Source organism: Kineococcus sp. DHX-1 (genome assembly GCF_042473625.1).
In the GTDB taxonomy this organism is placed as follows: domain Bacteria; phylum Actinomycetota; class Actinomycetes; order Actinomycetales; family Kineococcaceae; genus Kineococcus.
In genome coordinates this window covers 2173157-2187190 of the sequence record NZ_CP170445.1, presented here as the reverse complement: position 1 = coordinate 2187190, position 14034 = coordinate 2173157, and the positions used below count along the sequence as shown (strand labels likewise).

17 protein-coding genes are annotated in these 14034 nt (G+C 68.4%); 9 read left to right on the top strand and 8 right to left on the bottom strand.

The window, feature by feature from the left end:
* Positions 1 to 45 precede the first annotated feature (45 nt).
* Complete coding sequence (locus tag ACFEMC_RS10585; RefSeq protein ID WP_380176125.1) at positions 46 to 1404, bottom strand: MFS transporter; 1359 nt, start codon at positions 1402 to 1404, stop codon at positions 46 to 48.
* A 118-nt stretch (positions 1405 to 1522) separates the two neighbouring features.
* Here ACFEMC_RS10585 and ACFEMC_RS10580 point away from each other — a divergent pair, with 118 nt between their 5' ends.
* On the top strand, positions 1523 to 2245 hold the full coding sequence (locus ACFEMC_RS10580; RefSeq protein ID WP_380176124.1) for a hypothetical protein: 723 nt from the start codon (positions 1523 to 1525) through the stop codon (positions 2243 to 2245).
* A gap of 51 nt (positions 2246 to 2296) precedes the next feature.
* Here ACFEMC_RS10580 and ACFEMC_RS10575 read toward each other — a convergent pair whose 3' ends face one another.
* Both ACFEMC_RS10575 and ACFEMC_RS10570 read right to left on the bottom strand, forming a co-directional pair.
* Positions 2297 to 2821 carry a kinase gene (locus tag ACFEMC_RS10575; RefSeq protein ID WP_380176122.1) on the bottom strand — a complete coding sequence of 175 codons (525 nt, stop codon included), beginning with the start codon at positions 2819 to 2821 and terminating at the stop codon, positions 2297 to 2299.
* A gap of 457 nt (positions 2822 to 3278) precedes the next feature.
* A complete protein-coding gene (locus ACFEMC_RS10570) occupies positions 3279 to 3431 on the bottom strand; it encodes a hypothetical protein (RefSeq protein WP_380176121.1) in 153 nt (50 codons plus the stop codon).
* Between the two features lie 321 nt (positions 3432 to 3752).
* Here ACFEMC_RS10570 and ACFEMC_RS10565 point away from each other — a divergent pair, with 321 nt between their 5' ends.
* The 3 genes from ACFEMC_RS10565 (at position 3753) to ACFEMC_RS10555 (ending at position 6144) form a co-directional block, all read left to right on the top strand.
* Positions 3753 to 4457: a hypothetical protein gene (locus tag ACFEMC_RS10565; protein ID WP_380176119.1), complete on the top strand. Its 705-nt coding sequence runs from the start codon at positions 3753 to 3755 to the stop codon at positions 4455 to 4457.
* A 279-nt stretch (positions 4458 to 4736) separates the two neighbouring features.
* Positions 4737 to 5429 (top strand): hypothetical protein, encoded by a 693-nt coding sequence (locus ACFEMC_RS10560; RefSeq protein WP_380176117.1) that lies wholly within the window; start codon positions 4737 to 4739, stop codon positions 5427 to 5429.
* Positions 5430 to 5541: 112 nt separating this feature from the next.
* Positions 5542 to 6144 (top strand): GNAT family N-acetyltransferase, encoded by a 603-nt coding sequence (locus ACFEMC_RS10555; RefSeq protein WP_380176115.1) that lies wholly within the window; start codon positions 5542 to 5544, stop codon positions 6142 to 6144.
* Positions 6145 to 6279: 135 nt separating this feature from the next.
* Here the strand turns inward: ACFEMC_RS10555 and ACFEMC_RS10550 are convergent, their stop codons facing one another.
* The gene (locus ACFEMC_RS10550; protein WP_380176113.1) at positions 6280 to 6618 is read right to left on the bottom strand and encodes a hypothetical protein; all 339 of its coding nucleotides are present in this window, start codon (positions 6616 to 6618) and stop codon (positions 6280 to 6282) included.
* Between the two features lie 576 nt (positions 6619 to 7194).
* Between ACFEMC_RS10550 and ACFEMC_RS10545 the strand changes: the two genes are divergently transcribed.
* The 4 genes from ACFEMC_RS10545 to ACFEMC_RS10530 all read left to right on the top strand — a co-directional run bounded on the left by ACFEMC_RS10545 (position 7195) and on the right by ACFEMC_RS10530 (position 10387).
* A complete protein-coding gene (locus ACFEMC_RS10545) occupies positions 7195 to 7764 on the top strand; it encodes an RNA polymerase sigma factor (RefSeq protein WP_380176111.1) in 570 nt (189 codons plus the stop codon).
* On the top strand, positions 7761 to 8570 hold the full coding sequence (locus tag ACFEMC_RS10540) for a hypothetical protein (protein ID WP_380176109.1): 810 nt from the start codon (positions 7761 to 7763) through the stop codon (positions 8568 to 8570). The genes ACFEMC_RS10545 and ACFEMC_RS10540 overlap by 4 nt, the downstream gene beginning before the upstream one ends.
* Positions 8571 to 9267: 697 nt before the next feature.
* Entirely contained in the window at positions 9268 to 9867 is a 600-nt protein-coding gene (locus ACFEMC_RS10535; RefSeq protein ID WP_380176107.1) for a hypothetical protein, read from the top strand.
* A 166-nt stretch (positions 9868 to 10033) separates the two neighbouring features.
* A complete protein-coding gene (locus ACFEMC_RS10530; RefSeq protein WP_380176105.1) occupies positions 10034 to 10387 on the top strand; it encodes a hypothetical protein in 354 nt (117 codons plus the stop codon).
* 115 nt (positions 10388 to 10502) lie between these two features.
* Here ACFEMC_RS10530 and ACFEMC_RS10525 read toward each other — a convergent pair whose 3' ends face one another.
* The 4 genes from ACFEMC_RS10525 to ACFEMC_RS10510 form a co-directional block, all read right to left on the bottom strand.
* Positions 10503 to 10718, bottom strand: coding sequence for a hypothetical protein (locus ACFEMC_RS10525; RefSeq protein ID WP_380176104.1), 216 nt, complete (start codon positions 10716 to 10718; stop codon positions 10503 to 10505).
* Positions 10719 to 10871: 153 nt separating this feature from the next.
* Positions 10872 to 11357 (bottom strand): hypothetical protein, encoded by a 486-nt coding sequence (locus ACFEMC_RS10520; RefSeq protein ID WP_380176102.1) that lies wholly within the window; start codon positions 11355 to 11357, stop codon positions 10872 to 10874.
* Positions 11358 to 11466: 109 nt separating this feature from the next.
* Complete coding sequence (locus ACFEMC_RS10515; protein ID WP_380176100.1) at positions 11467 to 11805, bottom strand: hypothetical protein; 339 nt, start codon at positions 11803 to 11805, stop codon at positions 11467 to 11469.
* A 160-nt stretch (positions 11806 to 11965) separates the two neighbouring features.
* The gene (locus ACFEMC_RS10510) at positions 11966 to 12562 is read right to left on the bottom strand and encodes a TetR/AcrR family transcriptional regulator (RefSeq protein WP_380176098.1); all 597 of its coding nucleotides are present in this window, start codon (positions 12560 to 12562) and stop codon (positions 11966 to 11968) included.
* A gap of 209 nt (positions 12563 to 12771) precedes the next feature.
* Here ACFEMC_RS10510 and ACFEMC_RS10505 point away from each other — a divergent pair, with 209 nt between their 5' ends.
* Positions 12772 to 13977 carry an MFS transporter gene (locus ACFEMC_RS10505; protein WP_380176096.1) on the top strand — a complete coding sequence of 402 codons (1206 nt, stop codon included), beginning with the start codon at positions 12772 to 12774 and terminating at the stop codon, positions 13975 to 13977.
* Positions 13978 to 14034 lie beyond the last annotated feature (57 nt).

Here is a 14034-nt window from a genome sequence, read left to right as displayed (position 1 = left end):
TCATGTCGAATTGAGCGAGGTTGCTGGACCCAGTTGGTCGCGGTCTCAGGTGGGATCTGCCACCGCGTACCGGTCGCCCAGGTGCGCACCGCGCAGCTTCGAGGACGTCGCAACGGCAGCCGTGATGATCACCACGGTGGCGGCGACGACCAGCGCCACCGAGTACCCGGCCGCGTCGCCGAGCAGACCCCCCAGCGGCGCGGCCACCACGATCGCGGCCCGATTGAACGAACGCATCGTGACGTTCATCCGCCCCTGCAACCGGTCTGGGGTCACCGTCTGCCGGTAGCTCATCTCGTTCGCGTTCGAGGCGCCCATGCACAACCCCAGCAGCAGCTGCCCTGCAGCGAAGACCCCCCACCCGGCTCCACCGGCCCAAGAGCCGCTGCCCCCGCCGGCAGGCACCAGCACGGGAGCCGTAGCCATCACCGCCCACGCCAGCCCCGTGCCTGCCTGGGTGGCAATGATCACCCGCCCTGCTCCCCAGCGCCGGCCCAGGCGGACCGCGACCGTCGCTCCGGCCAGGGCTCCCAGACCAGCGGCAGTGGTGGCTAGCCCGAAAGTGGCCGCGCTCAGGCCAAGGTCGCGCAGGGCCAGGGGCGCCAGGACGGCCCCGGCGATGGCCGAGCACGCGAACCAGATGTGCGTCGAGACCGCGAACGGCAGCAGGGTGGGATGACGGTAGACCCACCGCAGGCCCTCCCTGACGTCCCGGCCGATTCCCCGCACCGCATTCCGTAGGCCCCCGCTGGCCGCTCCCGTCGACAGCGGAGCCTGTTCAGGCTGCGACCTGGGCGTGGCCGGTTCCCGGAGCCGGATGGTGGCCACCATGACCGCTGAGGCGAGGTAACTGGCGGCATCGATCAGGACCGCCAGCGGCGCCCCCAGCACCGAGATGACCGCACCGGCCAAGGCGGGCCCACTGCCTTGGGCGACGGCGTCGGCCTGGTCGATGCGGGCATGAGCTGCCCCCAGCAACGGTCGAGGCACCACCCGGGGCAGGAACGACTGCGAGGCGGCGTCCCCGATCAGGGTCGCCGTGCCGAAGACGGCCATCGCGGCCATGACCCAGCCCAAGTGCAGGTGACCGGTCGCGGCCAGCAGCGGGATGACGGCCAAGACCAGCGCGCAGACGACGTCGGTGGTGACCATGACGGGTCGGCGTCGGACGCGGTCGACCAGGACCCCGGCCAGCAGACCGAACAGTAGGTAGGGCAGCCAGCGGGCGGCGTTGACCAGTCCCACGTCGGTGCCGCTTCCGCCGAGGGTGTCCACGACGAGAACCTGGATGGCCAAGGTGGTGATGTAGGTCCCGAAGGCGGAGGTGACTGCTGCTGACCACAGCCGTCCGTACCCGCGGCACTCACGCAGGGACTGCACTGGCGCGCCTTCGCGGGTGCTCATCGGTGCTGTCTACCAGCAGGCTGACGTGACGAGGTGACTTGCGAGCCACTACACGGTCATCCCGCCTTCCGAGCGCGGCCCTCGGCGGTGACGACCGGGGCGCCGGCACCATCGAGAGGTGAGCACCATGAGGGAGTCGCTGACCGCGAAGCGGGAGGCTCCGTTCTTCACCGCGCTGAGAGCGGCCGTGGCCGCTCGCGACGCCGAAGCAGAGGCAAGCCTCTTCGCCGCACTGCCTGAGCTACCTCAGTCCCGCGTGCCATTCGTACTAGCAGCGCTGGGTGACCTGCGCACCAGCGGCGGCGCTGACCTCATCCGCCAAGCCATGACGGCCGGCAGGCAAGACGCACGGTGCGCTGGACTGCTGGCTTTGACCAAGCGCGAAGGGACCGACGCGCTGCCAGATGTGCTGGCCGCGCTGGGAAGCAGTGACGCCGAACTCCAGGACTACGCGCTGGTCTGCCTGGCCGTGGTGGGCGATGCCTCGGTCTGGGAAGCAGTCCACGCCCGCTTCGTGACCTTGCTGCGGCGCCCGGTGGGCAAGGTCCAGGACGTGGAGTACCCCGGTGATCGAGCCGCGCTGGTGTGTCTGATCAGCTGGGCCAGCGATCGGCAGCGTGAACTGCTGGTCGATCAGATCCGACGCGACTGGACGAAGATCGAAAGGTACCGCCCCGACTTGGCGTACTGGCTGCAGCGCACCTGGCCCCAGGTGCGCCCGACGGCGGGACCGGCCGACGACGTGTCCCCGCCCTCGGTGGAACCCGAGCTGGCCAGACTCCGCGCGAACCCGTTGATCGCGGACGAGGGCCTGCCGGTGACGCTGATCGACAGCTTGTAGCCGAACGCATCGCAGAGGTCGCCGTCATGGCATGGCGTGCTCAGGGCACGGTCATCCCGCGGGGCGCGGGCGGTCGAGCCACCCGCAGTCGGACAGGACCGTGTGCAACGTGTCCTCCAGCGCCGAGTCCGGGCCGATGACCCGCTCAGCAACACCATGCAGGGGGTCTCGGTCTCGCCACCACGAGCGCATCTCCGCTTCGCCGAACTCCTGGGCGGTCGCACCCTTGGTGGCGTGGCGGCGAATCGTCTCCTCGAAAGGCAGGTCGTAGCGGTAGCAACAGCTCACACCCACGTGATCATTGAGGAGCTGGCGCAGCACGTCGCCGTAGATCTCCTCATGGAGGATGCCCTCGATGACCACGTGCAGTCCATGATCGAGGGCGAAGCGCGTGGAGAGGTCGAGGTAGGCCACTGACAAGGCCCCTGGCCGGTCAGGTACGTGCAGGATCTGTCGGCGCAAGACGTCCTGCCCAAGGATCGCCACCCCGCGGGGCCGGGCTGCGCGGACGGCTGCAGCCAGAGCAGACTTGCCGCTGCCGGAGTTGCCGCGGACGATCACCAGTCGCGTAGCCACGTTCCCGACCTGAGTCGCTGCCATGACAGCGCATCCTGTTGGCGTTCAAGCGTGCGTGACCACCCGGCCTCGGTGATGGCCAGTGCACGGTCATCCCGCGGTGCGCGCGGTCGTTCAGGACCGGGGGACGACGGCCCCTCATGGCGAGAGTCGGACGTTGCGTTGCTGTCACCACCCAGCTCATGCTCCAGGCATGGCGCAGGACTGGGAACCGGCAGGGCCACCCGAGGACGCCGGGGTACCTGCCAGGGCCGCGCCAAGATCACAGAGAAGAACTACGTCTTGACCTACGAATACTGGCTCAACGGCGCACCTGCCGACGCAGACATGCGTTTGAACATCACCTGGCCGCCAGCCCGTCTACCGGCCTGGTCCACGGACCTGCACCTGGGCAGCGCCCCGGGCCTCTAAGGCTCACGCACCACCTCTGCGATCCGCACGGTCACCCGCCCCCGGGTCAGTCCTGCCCGCGCGCCTGGCGCCGCGCGTCACGCCATTTCACGTAGCGGCTGACGTCGTCCTTGGTCGTCTTCACAACGAACCAGTACCAGAAATTGCCCAGAAGGAGCCCCACCGGGATAGCGATCAGCCAGATCCACCAGTCACCCATCCCCGCCCCCTCGACAGCCAGTACATCGAACGCTCCGCCAGTGCCGACTCACGCCGCCTGGAAGCCAGAAGCGACAGTAAGGATGAGATCAGAAAGTCGCCCGTCCAGAACGCGCGAGCTTCGGCGAGTGCAGCCGTTCGAGTGACCACCTCGCGGTCATGGCCCCTCCGTGCGACGTCACGGTCATCCCGCGGTGCGCGCAGAGCGCACGGTCATCCCGCGGTGCGCACGCTCATCCCGCTGATGGTGTGTGCTCGGCATGACACAGGGCGGACGCATGTCGACTCAACCTCACTGACGGTGAGCAAGCACTAGCTTGGCGTGATGCAGGTAGTTCTTCACGCCCACGACGAAGACACCACTCCTTCCCCGTGGTGGGCATGGCTTCCTGTCCTAGCCGGCGCCCTCACGCTGGCGGCCACCGGGCAGGGCGCACGACGCATCCTCAACGGCAGTCTGGACAGCCACTACTTCTTCGGCGGAGACGGTAACGCCGCGACCGGCATCGACTTCCTTCAACGCTGGCGGCAACTGTGGCGTGAGGACCTCTTGCTGCCCGGGCTGGCGGTCACGGCCCTGGCGGTGCTCTTCCTCGCGCTCTTGTCCCGGATGGACCGCGGCGTGATGCTCGATCGCCTCACGCGACGTGCAGCCTGCGCGCTGGCTGTCCTGGCGTGTCTCAGCGCCGCAGCCGTCCTGGTCGGCGTCGCGTACGACCTCTCGCAAGCCGACGACCCTCCACCCTTCACCGCGGCCGCTGCCGTGCGTGATCCAGATGCCACCACCATCTACCCCGCCGCGAGCTGCGTGCTGGTGCTGCTGGTGTTGTGCGCGGTGGCCGCACGGTTGTTGGCCAGCCCCCCAGCCCAGGCATCACCACCTGCGCAGCCTCCTGCTGAACCCCAACCAGAAGCCTCTGCCGATCACAGCGACGAGCCTGAGACCCAGCCTCAGACGAGTGCGACCGTGTCCGTGCGGGCACCCGGCGCTCAGTACGACAGAACTCAGTACCAACGGCCGCAGTGAACGCGCAGCAGCAACGTCGAGCCCCCGCAACGCGCTCCACCTGACGCACGGTCATCCCGCGGTGCGCGCGGCGCACGGTCATCCCGCGGTGCGCGCGGCGCACGGTCATCCCGCGGTGCGCGCGGCGCACGGTCATCCCGCGGTGCGCGCGGCGCACGGCCGCCGACAACGGCCCCCCGCGGCAAGGGATGCAAGATCGTTCAGCCGCCGGATCGGCTGGGAGACTGCCTCGTGGCACCCGGTCAAGGACGTCCCCAACCACACCCACCTGTCTCCGTCGTGCTGGCGCACGGCTACCACGTCCAAGCCCAGCAGTGGCGGGACGTGGTGTGGGGCGACCCGCACGACAACCACCTCGGCCGAGTCCCCCGAGCGGTCCTGACCGCCCTGGAGCAGCCCAACCCGCTCCTGCTCTTCGGCACCGGAGCCCCCGCCGGTGACGGCGTGCTGGAGTCCGAGCTCACGCTGCACTTCGCCCGCGACCACCGCAGCGACCTCTACGACCTGGCCAGTGAGTTTCTGGCCATCTCACGCGAGCGCAGCCGCCTGCTGGTCGATGACCTGCTAGATCAGCGCAGCCTCTGCGAACGGACCAGTACCACCACCCGCACCGAGGTCGCCGCCGCCTTGCAGACCAGCCTGCAACACCGAGCGCATCGCCTGACGTTGGTCTCGTCCCCCACCCACATCGCCCGATGCCTGCAAAGCGCCCTCACGTTGTTGGCGGACACCCCGGGCTACCGACGTCTGGCCGGCCGGGTCAGCGCCGTGGCCTCCGACACCACCGTCACCGGCCGCGGCCCTGGTGACGTCGTCATCTTGGAGCCGCAGACCCGACCGCAGTCGGGCGCTGTGGACTTCGCCGACGTTGCTCGCGCAGTGCTGCCGCTGCTGGGCCGGCCGTCTGCAGTCGGCTACGTCGATGAGTGGTCCCAGCTCACGCAGACCTGGTTGGCCAGGACCCGCGCGTAGGACGCGCGGACCGCACGGTCAGCCCGCGGTGCGCGGGCGCGTAGTCACCCCGCGAGCCAGGACATCGAAGACCTGATCTCTACCGAAGCCCAGGCCCCGCGAGACTGCGTCCATGCCGACCGCCGCGCCGATGACCTTCTCCACCTACGACGGTGCAGCACCCTCGAAAACGTGGGATGCAGTCACCGACCTCTACGTCTCCACCTTCTCGGCCACTCCCTACGAGGAGAACCCCGCTGACCTCGCGCTCATCGCGACGTGGGGACCGGCCCAGCTCGCCCAGCACAGCGGGCGCATGACGATCGCCCACCGCGACCAGGACGTCGCCGGGTTCGCCCTCGTCCACGCCCTGGTCCACGACGAGCCATGGCAGACCATCCTCACCGCCATGGCCGAGCACCCCGCAGCCAGCGACGCACTCGAGCGACCTGACCGCGCGCTGATCGTCCACGAACTCGCCGTCGATGAGCAGTCCCGCGGGCAGGGCATCGCCCGCACCTGCCTGTACGAGGTGCTGCGCGACCGCAACGAGGAACAGGTGTTCATCGGGGTCTACGACAGCGCCACGGACGCCGTCGACATGTACCGGCGATGGGGCCTGACCCAGGTCGGCGCATTCCGCGGGCCAGACAGCAACGTCACCCTGCTGGTGCTCGCGCGGCCCCTGCAGGCGCTCCGCACTCGGCTTCAGCCGACTCCGAACAAGCAGACGTGATCGATGACGTCACGCTCATCCCGCGATCCGGTGTGCGTTGGTGCCCCGCGGTCGACAACGGCTCCTCTTGGCGATGAACCGGCTGCGAACGCGCACTGCCATCACCCGCAGCTTCGCGACGACCGTGGGCGCAGATCAATCGGTCCACGGCTCCGGGGAAGGGCAATCAGCGCCGTTCTCAACCGCGAAGGCCGCACCACCCTCCACCATGCCGCCCCCGGCCCATTGCCCGTTCACGCGCAGTTGCACGTCCCCTGCGGCCGAGGGCACCGGAAGTAGCGCGGCACCGGGGACGGTGATGCTCGCCGAAGCCGACACTTCACCGTCCTGCACGGCCTCGACCTGTGCCTGCGTCCCAGCGGGGGTGGCATCGCTGACGCCGACGCACACACCGACCGTCGACGTGGCCTCCGGCGGGGTCTCTGCACTGCCACCGCAGGCAGCAAGGACCACGGCGAGGGAGACGACCAGCACCCGCAGCACACGTCCCGACGCCCGCGCTGGTGTCTTCACCGGAGCGATTCAAGCAGGCGGAGAGCTAACGCGTCTGGCAATCCGGGCACCTCACCGCTGGGCCAAACGTCCGGTCATCCCGCAGGTTGCGCGTGTCACGCTGTCCATCCCGGAGCCTCGGCCCTGCAGACGCGCTCAGGTGCATCTGGATCTTCGTGCTCAATCTCGTACGAGCACTCCCCGCACCCCTCGGCTGGATCATGCTCTCGCCAGTCGTGGCGGCAGGTCGAGCAATCGCCGTAGTAGGCCCACTTGCCTCGTTCCTCCTGCCGGCGAGTCCACCACTGCCTCAGCGTCCGGAGCACGTCGTGAGCATGGCAGTGCCGGCGACGACTTCACGGTCATCCCGCGGTGCGCGCGGGCGCACGGTCATCCCGCGATGTACGCGGTCACGGCCGTCTGAACGGCGCGCTACCTCATGGCCACGCTGTGCGGCGGGGAGGCGCGCATCGAACGCAGGCAGCGCCGCGGAAGAATCTCCCGCCAGGCGACAACCTCCCGCCCTGCTGATGCGTAGTGAGGGCAGGAGGTGAGGACGTGCCTAGAGACACCGACGAGTCGTTCGCCGCATTCGCGGCCCACGCGATGCCGCGACTGCGTCGACTGGCGTTCGCCTGGTGCCGCGACTGGCACCGGGCAGACGACCTGGTGCAAGACACCCTGGAACGGGTGTGTGCCGCGTGGGGCCGGGTGCGCCGCAACGACGGCGAAGCCTTCGCCTACGCACGCACGACGATGCTGCGCCGGCTGATCTCGGATGAACGCCGCAGCTGGCGACGCCGCGAAGTCCCCGCGAGCACGGCCGGAGACCCCGACCCCGCAACCATCGGCGTGGACTCCGCGCTCAGCCTGGACCTGCTCAACGCACTCACCGCCCTGCCACCGCGGCAACGCGCAGTGGTGCTGCTTCGCTACGTCGAGGACCTGAGCGTGGCCGAAGTCGCCGACACCCTCGGCTGCAGCGAGGGCACAGTCAAGAGCCAAGCCCACCACGCCCGCACGAACCTGCAGGCCCACCTCGGCGCCAGCTATCCGACCCCCACGAGCCAAACACCGACCCACCCCGGCCAGACACCGGCACGCACCCTGCAAGGAGGACGGCCATGACTACTCAGACCCGCTCGTTGCACGAAGACGGCGATCCCCTGGCATCGGCGTTGAGCTCAGCGGTCCACGGCCTCCGTGCCCCGGACCTCGGCCCCGACCTGGCCGCGATCCAGCGCCGCGGACGCCGACGGCGCTGGGCGCGACGCGCCGCAGTCGCAACCCCAGCCGCCCTCCTCGCTGGAACGGCCGTCCTCGGGATGACACACATCGCCCCCACCAACCACGACCTGCGCGTCGTCCCCGCGGCCAGCACCGGAGTTCTGGACCACGACCAGGTCGTCCAGGCACTCGACCGGGCGGTCGCAGGGGCCATCCCGGGCAAGCACATCACCGCGGTCTCAGCCTTGCCTCGAGATGACGGCCAGACAGCCGCGTGGACTGCCAGCCTCAGCGACCGGAGCACCAAGCCGCACACAGAACTCCTCCTCCAAGTGGTACCCGGCCCCTTGAGCCCCGGGGAACCACTGACAGGTTGCGACGGTGAGAACGTCAGCGGATGCACCGAGGTGGGCCTGGCCGACGGCAGCCGACTGATCACCGGAACTGTCGGACCGGGAACGTCCACCCCCGGGACCGGGGGGGATCAGGAGAACCCCCAACCCCCCTCTTACGACCTGTCGGACGAGCCGTTCGCCACCCTGGTCACCGTCAACGGGGGCATGGTCACCGCGACCGCAACCATCGGCGTCGAAGACGGAGGGCAAACCCAGCAGCTCGACCGCCTCCCCGCCGGGTCTCCCTTCACCCCCGAGAGCCTGCAAGCCATCGTGGCTGACTCCCACCTGCGTCAAGGCTTGGGTCTGTGACGGCCCTGACTACCCCGACGTCCCCGAAGTCACGGTCATCCCGCGATACGCGCGGTCCCGGCTGCCGATGATCTTGCGTCATGCCGAAGAGCGAAGACGGGCCGAGTGCGCGAATCACCGCCAGAACGTCCAGGGCCCGGACAGAATCAAGTCGTGACTGCATCGGCGACCGGTCGAGGAGACGCAGGAGGTGGACGAGGCGCTCTGCGGTACGAGATCCAACCCAGCGGCGTCGTGGAGTGGCAGGACGTCGGCGATGGCAGTGGCTACGCGCTCCTCGTTCTCCCTGTGCTGTGGATCATCAACCTGCTCGTGTGGCTGGTCTACCGGGTACGCGGACGCGGCTACACCCTCCATGTCTTCGACAAGGGGGACCGCCGAGTGGCAAGAGAGCGCTACCGGACCCGGGCAGCCGCTGAGTCAGCCTTGGCTCAACGGCGATCGATGGATGAAGCGCACTCGTAGGAGCTGAAGCCGCAACCGCACGGTCATGGCCCCGCCTCGCTGCGCGCAGCGTCAGCGTCCTCCATGACGTCGCGGTCATGCCGCGGTGCGCGGGCGCACGGTCATCCCGCGGTGCGCGGGCGGTGCAGTCGTGACGAGCTCCGGATGGTCGGCCACCTCGTCACAACTACCTGCGCGGTCCTGCTGCGAAGACAGCAAGACCCCTGCCTCCGGGTGCGGCAGGGTGAGCCCCGTGAGCCTGACCCCGCACAGCGACCCGTCGGCAGCCGCGTGGATCGACAGCGCCGACCTGTCGTGGAGTCGCCTGGTCTGCATCGGTCCCGACGGCTTCGAGCGTTACGCGCGGCTGCGCTTCATCCCCGACCCTGAACGGCCCCACCAGCACGAAGGTGACGTCCTCACGGCCGATGACCCCGCCCCTGAGATCGAGCAGTTGCGCACGGCCGCGGACGTCCTGCGAGCCCACACCAGCACACCCGAGTCCTGCTTCTTCGGGCTATGGGACGGCTGGGGACTTTTCCCCGCCGACGGGCCGGCCAAGCCCGCCTGGGTCGTCCCCGACCGCGACTTCTTCCTCTTCCACGGCCCCTTGGACGCCCTGGGCGATGAGGAACGGTGGCGCGCGGTCTTGCGCTCGTCGGGTCAGAGGTGCTGGTTGCCCACCCCAGCGTTTGTGTGGCCAGCCGATCGGGCCTGGTGCCTGACCAAGGACGTCGACCCGCACTACGCCGGCATCGCCGCCGCACCCGCCGCGATCGAGGAGCTACTGGCCCACCCGCGCCTGGACGTTGTCCCGGCCGACCCCGCGCAAGTACCGCCGCACTACTCCTGACCGCCGACATCAACCGCAGACGTCGACCGCCGACACGCACGGTCAGCCCGCTGGTCGCGTGCGTGGGTGCTCATGCCGCCGACCCGATACCGAGAGCGACCTCGGTTCACTCGCTCGGTCGGGAAGTCGCTAGCGGGGCTGAGGAGCTACAAGACATGCTGCTGCGGTGAAGGACTGGAGTGGGTACCCCTTGCAGTCGGGGGAACCGGAGTACACCGACGACGACCAGTTCTGGGACGGCACCCGCACCTACCGCCTGACCAGCGACCGACTGTGGAAGCGCGAGAGCGACCTGCTCAACGCCGCTGACGTCATGATCTTCAACCTCCTCGACTGCAGCCCCAACCCCCGCGTGGGGTCCAAGCGCGTGGCCACCGACGCCGAGCGGCGCAAGATCGTCAAAGCCGGCCTGGTCCGTTTCGTGGACAACGAGGGCGTGCTGCAGCGCTGGGAGAGCGAGGACGGCACGGTGCTCGCCCTGCTCGTCGGTGAGCTGCGCAGTCCACGCATCCCCTTCTAGCATCACCGCCTCGTCGCTACCGCACCCGATCCTTCAACCGCACGGTCATCCCGCGTGGTGCGCGGAGCACACGGTCCTCCCGCGAGTTGGAGTCCAGCCGCGGGCTGCGGTGACCTCACCGCTCCTGGCGGCGTTCGAGGTCATCGACGCGGCGGCGCAGCTCGTCAAGATCTTCGTCCAGCCGCCGCGAGACAGACCGGCCGGCCCAGTACCGCGAGGGGCCCCGTCTCCACGGTTCGCCGCCTGGGGCGTAGGAGAGCCCGAGGTACTGCATCACGCGGCGCAGCCCCGAGATGCGCTGACCGGCTTGGTCGTCGCGGTTGATGCTCATGAAGCCAGGATCTCGCCGCTGTTCACCCCAGGCAGCGCGGCCACACCGCACGGTCATCCCGCCCTGCGGGAGACGTCCGGTCATGGCGCCCTGCGGGCGACCTCACGGTCATGGCGCGTTGTGTGCGCTGGCGCAGTCACCCTCCCGTCGAGGTCAGACCCCCTCCTCATCCAGACGGAACCCATAGTCGGAGTCGGCCAGCCACTGCAGCAGTGAGCGACCGTCATCGGCCCACACGTCCCAGCCGTGCCCGGCACCGGTCAGATACAGGTGCCATCCCTGCGGGTCCCGATCGTCGGGCTCGACATGCAGCGTGTCGCCGGCCCACCGACCGGTGGTCACCGTTCCCGTACGCGCACGGCGCTTCACAATCCACTCCGGCAAGGCCGTCAACTCCTCGACGACGGACGGGCTCACCGGCGCACCACCCGCGAAGGTGAAGCCCGGTGCCGCCGCGCGGCACGGCTGGGCGGGGGCGTCGGGGTCCTCGTGCCCGATCTCGTACAGGCAGTCGTCGCAACCCTCGGCGGGGTCGTGCCCGCGCCAGTCGTGGCGGCAGTGCGGGCAGTCGCCGTAGAACGCCCGCGCTGCCCGCTCAACGCGCCAGCGGTCCCGTCGCCGTCTGAGGTGGCTGAACACTGGATCACTGTGCCAGGACAACCGCTCGGTCATGGCGCGTTGTGAGCACTGCCGCTGGCGGCCAACGACGTCGTCCTGGTGACGTCCGAGGGAGGCGGCTGTGCGCCCTTCACCCGATGCGGGCGCCCGGCGGCAGTACGTACTGGTACAGCCGGCGGACACGCAGTCCCGGCCCGATCACCAACTGCTCTTCCGGGCCGTGCCACTCCAGCGGACCATCCACGTCCAGATTGTCGTAGATGTCGAAGCGGACGACCCCCGGGACGAGGTCCAGTCGGTGAGGGTCCAGGTGCATGTGAGCGGTGATCGTCATGATCGCCCCGGTACCCGGATGCTCGATCACGTCGCCGTCGTACAGCTCGAGTGCTTCGACGACGTCGTCGGTCGGAACCAGGGGCGCCATACCCGGAAGCCTGCCATCGTGCTTTTGGTCGACGTGCTCAACCACACCCAGACGCTGCGCAGCGCGCGACGTCACGGTCATCCCACAGTGCGCGCAGGCGCACGGTCATCCCGCACCTAGTGCGCGGATGGCCAGTCGGGGCGCCCACCTGCTTCAAGGAGCTCTAGATCACGCGCAAGGTGACCGTGCCTCCCTTGCCATGCTTTCAGTCGAGCAGCTGATCCAGCAGGGTGTTCAGGCGGCGAGTGTTCATACGGCCGCTCTCGGCGATGTTCGCGATCGCCATACCGTCGAGGGCAGCGAGTAGACAGGCGGCATCATCGGCGTCGCGGTCGCTCACAGCCTCATGGACCGGACTCTCTGCGTCTTCTAGGCGGTCACCGGACATCTGCCCACGCCGGGCGGCGAGCAGCTCAGCGAATGAGTCCTGCATCGCCTGCCAGAACTGACTGTGGAGGGCAGCCACTTGCTCATCGACCGCTGCGCGAGCGACAAAAGTCAGCCACACGCGAGCTTCGGTGCGGCGCTGGGCATCGAGCGGCAGGAGCTGCTCGGCGCGGTAGCGCAGCCTGGAGTTGGCGGATGCGTCCGCCGCTGCGTCAGCGGCCTCGAGGCGGGCCTGCACCCGCTGCACCACCAGCTCCATCGCTGCCAAGAGCAACTGCTGCTTGGTGCCGTAGCGGTGCTGCACCAAGCCTGGACTAACCCCGGCCCGCGCAGCGACCGTCCGCACTGACACGGCCTCCAGGCCGCCCTCAGCGGCCAGGTCCAAGGCCGCGACGGCGAGGTCGTCGTACCTCACGCCCGAGTCCTGCCCGAGCGTGACGTACCGGCTCGGACAGCATCGTGCGTTGACCACACCGGGCTGCTCATCGCGCGCATGATACGAGTGTATCGCAAGGCTGTGACCTCTGATACGGTCGTATTGACCGCATGCGAGTGCACTCCAGCCAATCGCACTGGGTCAACGACGACACGCAGAAACCTGAGCCATGAAAGCGAGCTCGAACAGTGAGCGCTCTTGCCCGTTTGCGCACCGGCCGTACCGCGCCGCCTGCGTCTCTGGTTCGGCTTGCCACGGCCCTGCTGATACTTAATCTTGGCTCCGCTATCACCACGGTAGCCTTACCCGTTCTGCTGGTAAAAGATTACGGGTTCGGCAGCGAGCTCGCCGTAACCGTTGCCGCACGATTGGTCCCTATGGTTCTGGCCGGAGGAGTCGTGGCCTGGGTCCTGTCCAAAGTCGACGCTCGGTGTGTGGCAGTGGTATCTCTCGTCGCGACCGGCTTGACCACCTTGCTGTTCCCGGTCGCATCCAATGTCTGGCAGATCAACGCTGTCTCGGTCGTCAACGGATTGACCGCCGCTGGTGCGGGACCGGCGCTTATGGCCGTCCGCTCGGGCATCATCACGTCGGAGCAGTTGATGTCGGGCAACGGCCTCATCGTCTTCGCCGAGAGGGTCCCGCAAGTGGCCGGACCGTTGATAGTTGCGGCCGTCCTGGCGGTCAGCACCGTCGAAGTCCTTTTCGTCGTCGAGGCGGTGGCCACGGTCGCTGCCACGGCGTTGATCACACGACTGCCGCGAGTCCGCAACGAGAGCGGTGCGCCGTTTTTCTCCAGAGAGAATGCGGCCCTTTGGTTCTCTCTCCTCAAGAATCGACGATTACAGGGCTACGTCGTCACGGGCTTGTTTTACACGGTCGCGGTCAGTGCGATGCGAATGCTGCTGATCGCGGCGGCAAGCTCGACTTTCGCCCAGAACAGCTCCGCCCTGCCGTTGCTGTTTGGATCGATGGCGCTGGGCGCGGTCGTGGGCGGGCTGATCGGCTTCGTGCTTCCCGCGCATGCGACGGGAGTGGTCTATGTCCTCGGCAACGCGCTGGAAGCAGTGGCGTTGATCGGCGTCGGCTTGAGTAAGTCACTCCCTCTTTCCATGGCACTTCTGGCTGTTGCGGGGATTTTCGAGGCAGTCGCAACGACTGCGTTCTTTGCTGACGTTCAGGGTCTGCTTTCTGCCCGCAACACCGGCCCCTTCTTTGCGCTCTATATTCCCGGGATCGACAGTGCTTCGGTGGTCGGAACCCTGATCGGTCCCACACTGGTCGTCAGTGGGGCAAGCGTGGGGACGTTCGTCGTAGCGGCACTGATCGTCCTCCCCCTGTTGCCGTACCTACGACCCTTCCTGCATTCAACGCCTGCGGGGCCACGACCATAGGCTGCCGATGCACACGCTGACGGGGGATGCGGTCTCTAGTTGCGTTTACTGCGCTTG

Excerpts from the sequence above, each read along its gene's own strand:
- ACFEMC_RS10585 (WP_380176125.1), bottom strand. The coding sequence starts at position 1,404 with ATGAGCACCCGCGAAGGCGCGCCAGTGCAGTCCCTGCGTGAGTGCCGC.
- ACFEMC_RS10570 (WP_380176121.1), bottom strand. The coding sequence starts at position 3,431 with ATGGGTGACTGGTGGATCTGGCTGATCGCTATCCCGGTGGGGCTCCTT.
- ACFEMC_RS10555 (WP_380176115.1), top strand. The coding sequence starts at position 5,542 with ATGCCGACCGCCGCGCCGATGACCTTCTCCACCTACGACGGTGCAGCA.
- ACFEMC_RS10540 (WP_380176109.1), top strand. The coding sequence starts at position 7,761 with ATGACTACTCAGACCCGCTCGTTGCACGAAGACGGCGATCCCCTGGCA.
- ACFEMC_RS10525 (WP_380176104.1), bottom strand. The coding sequence starts at position 10,718 with ATGAGCATCAACCGCGACGACCAAGCCGGTCAGCGCATCTCGGGGCTG.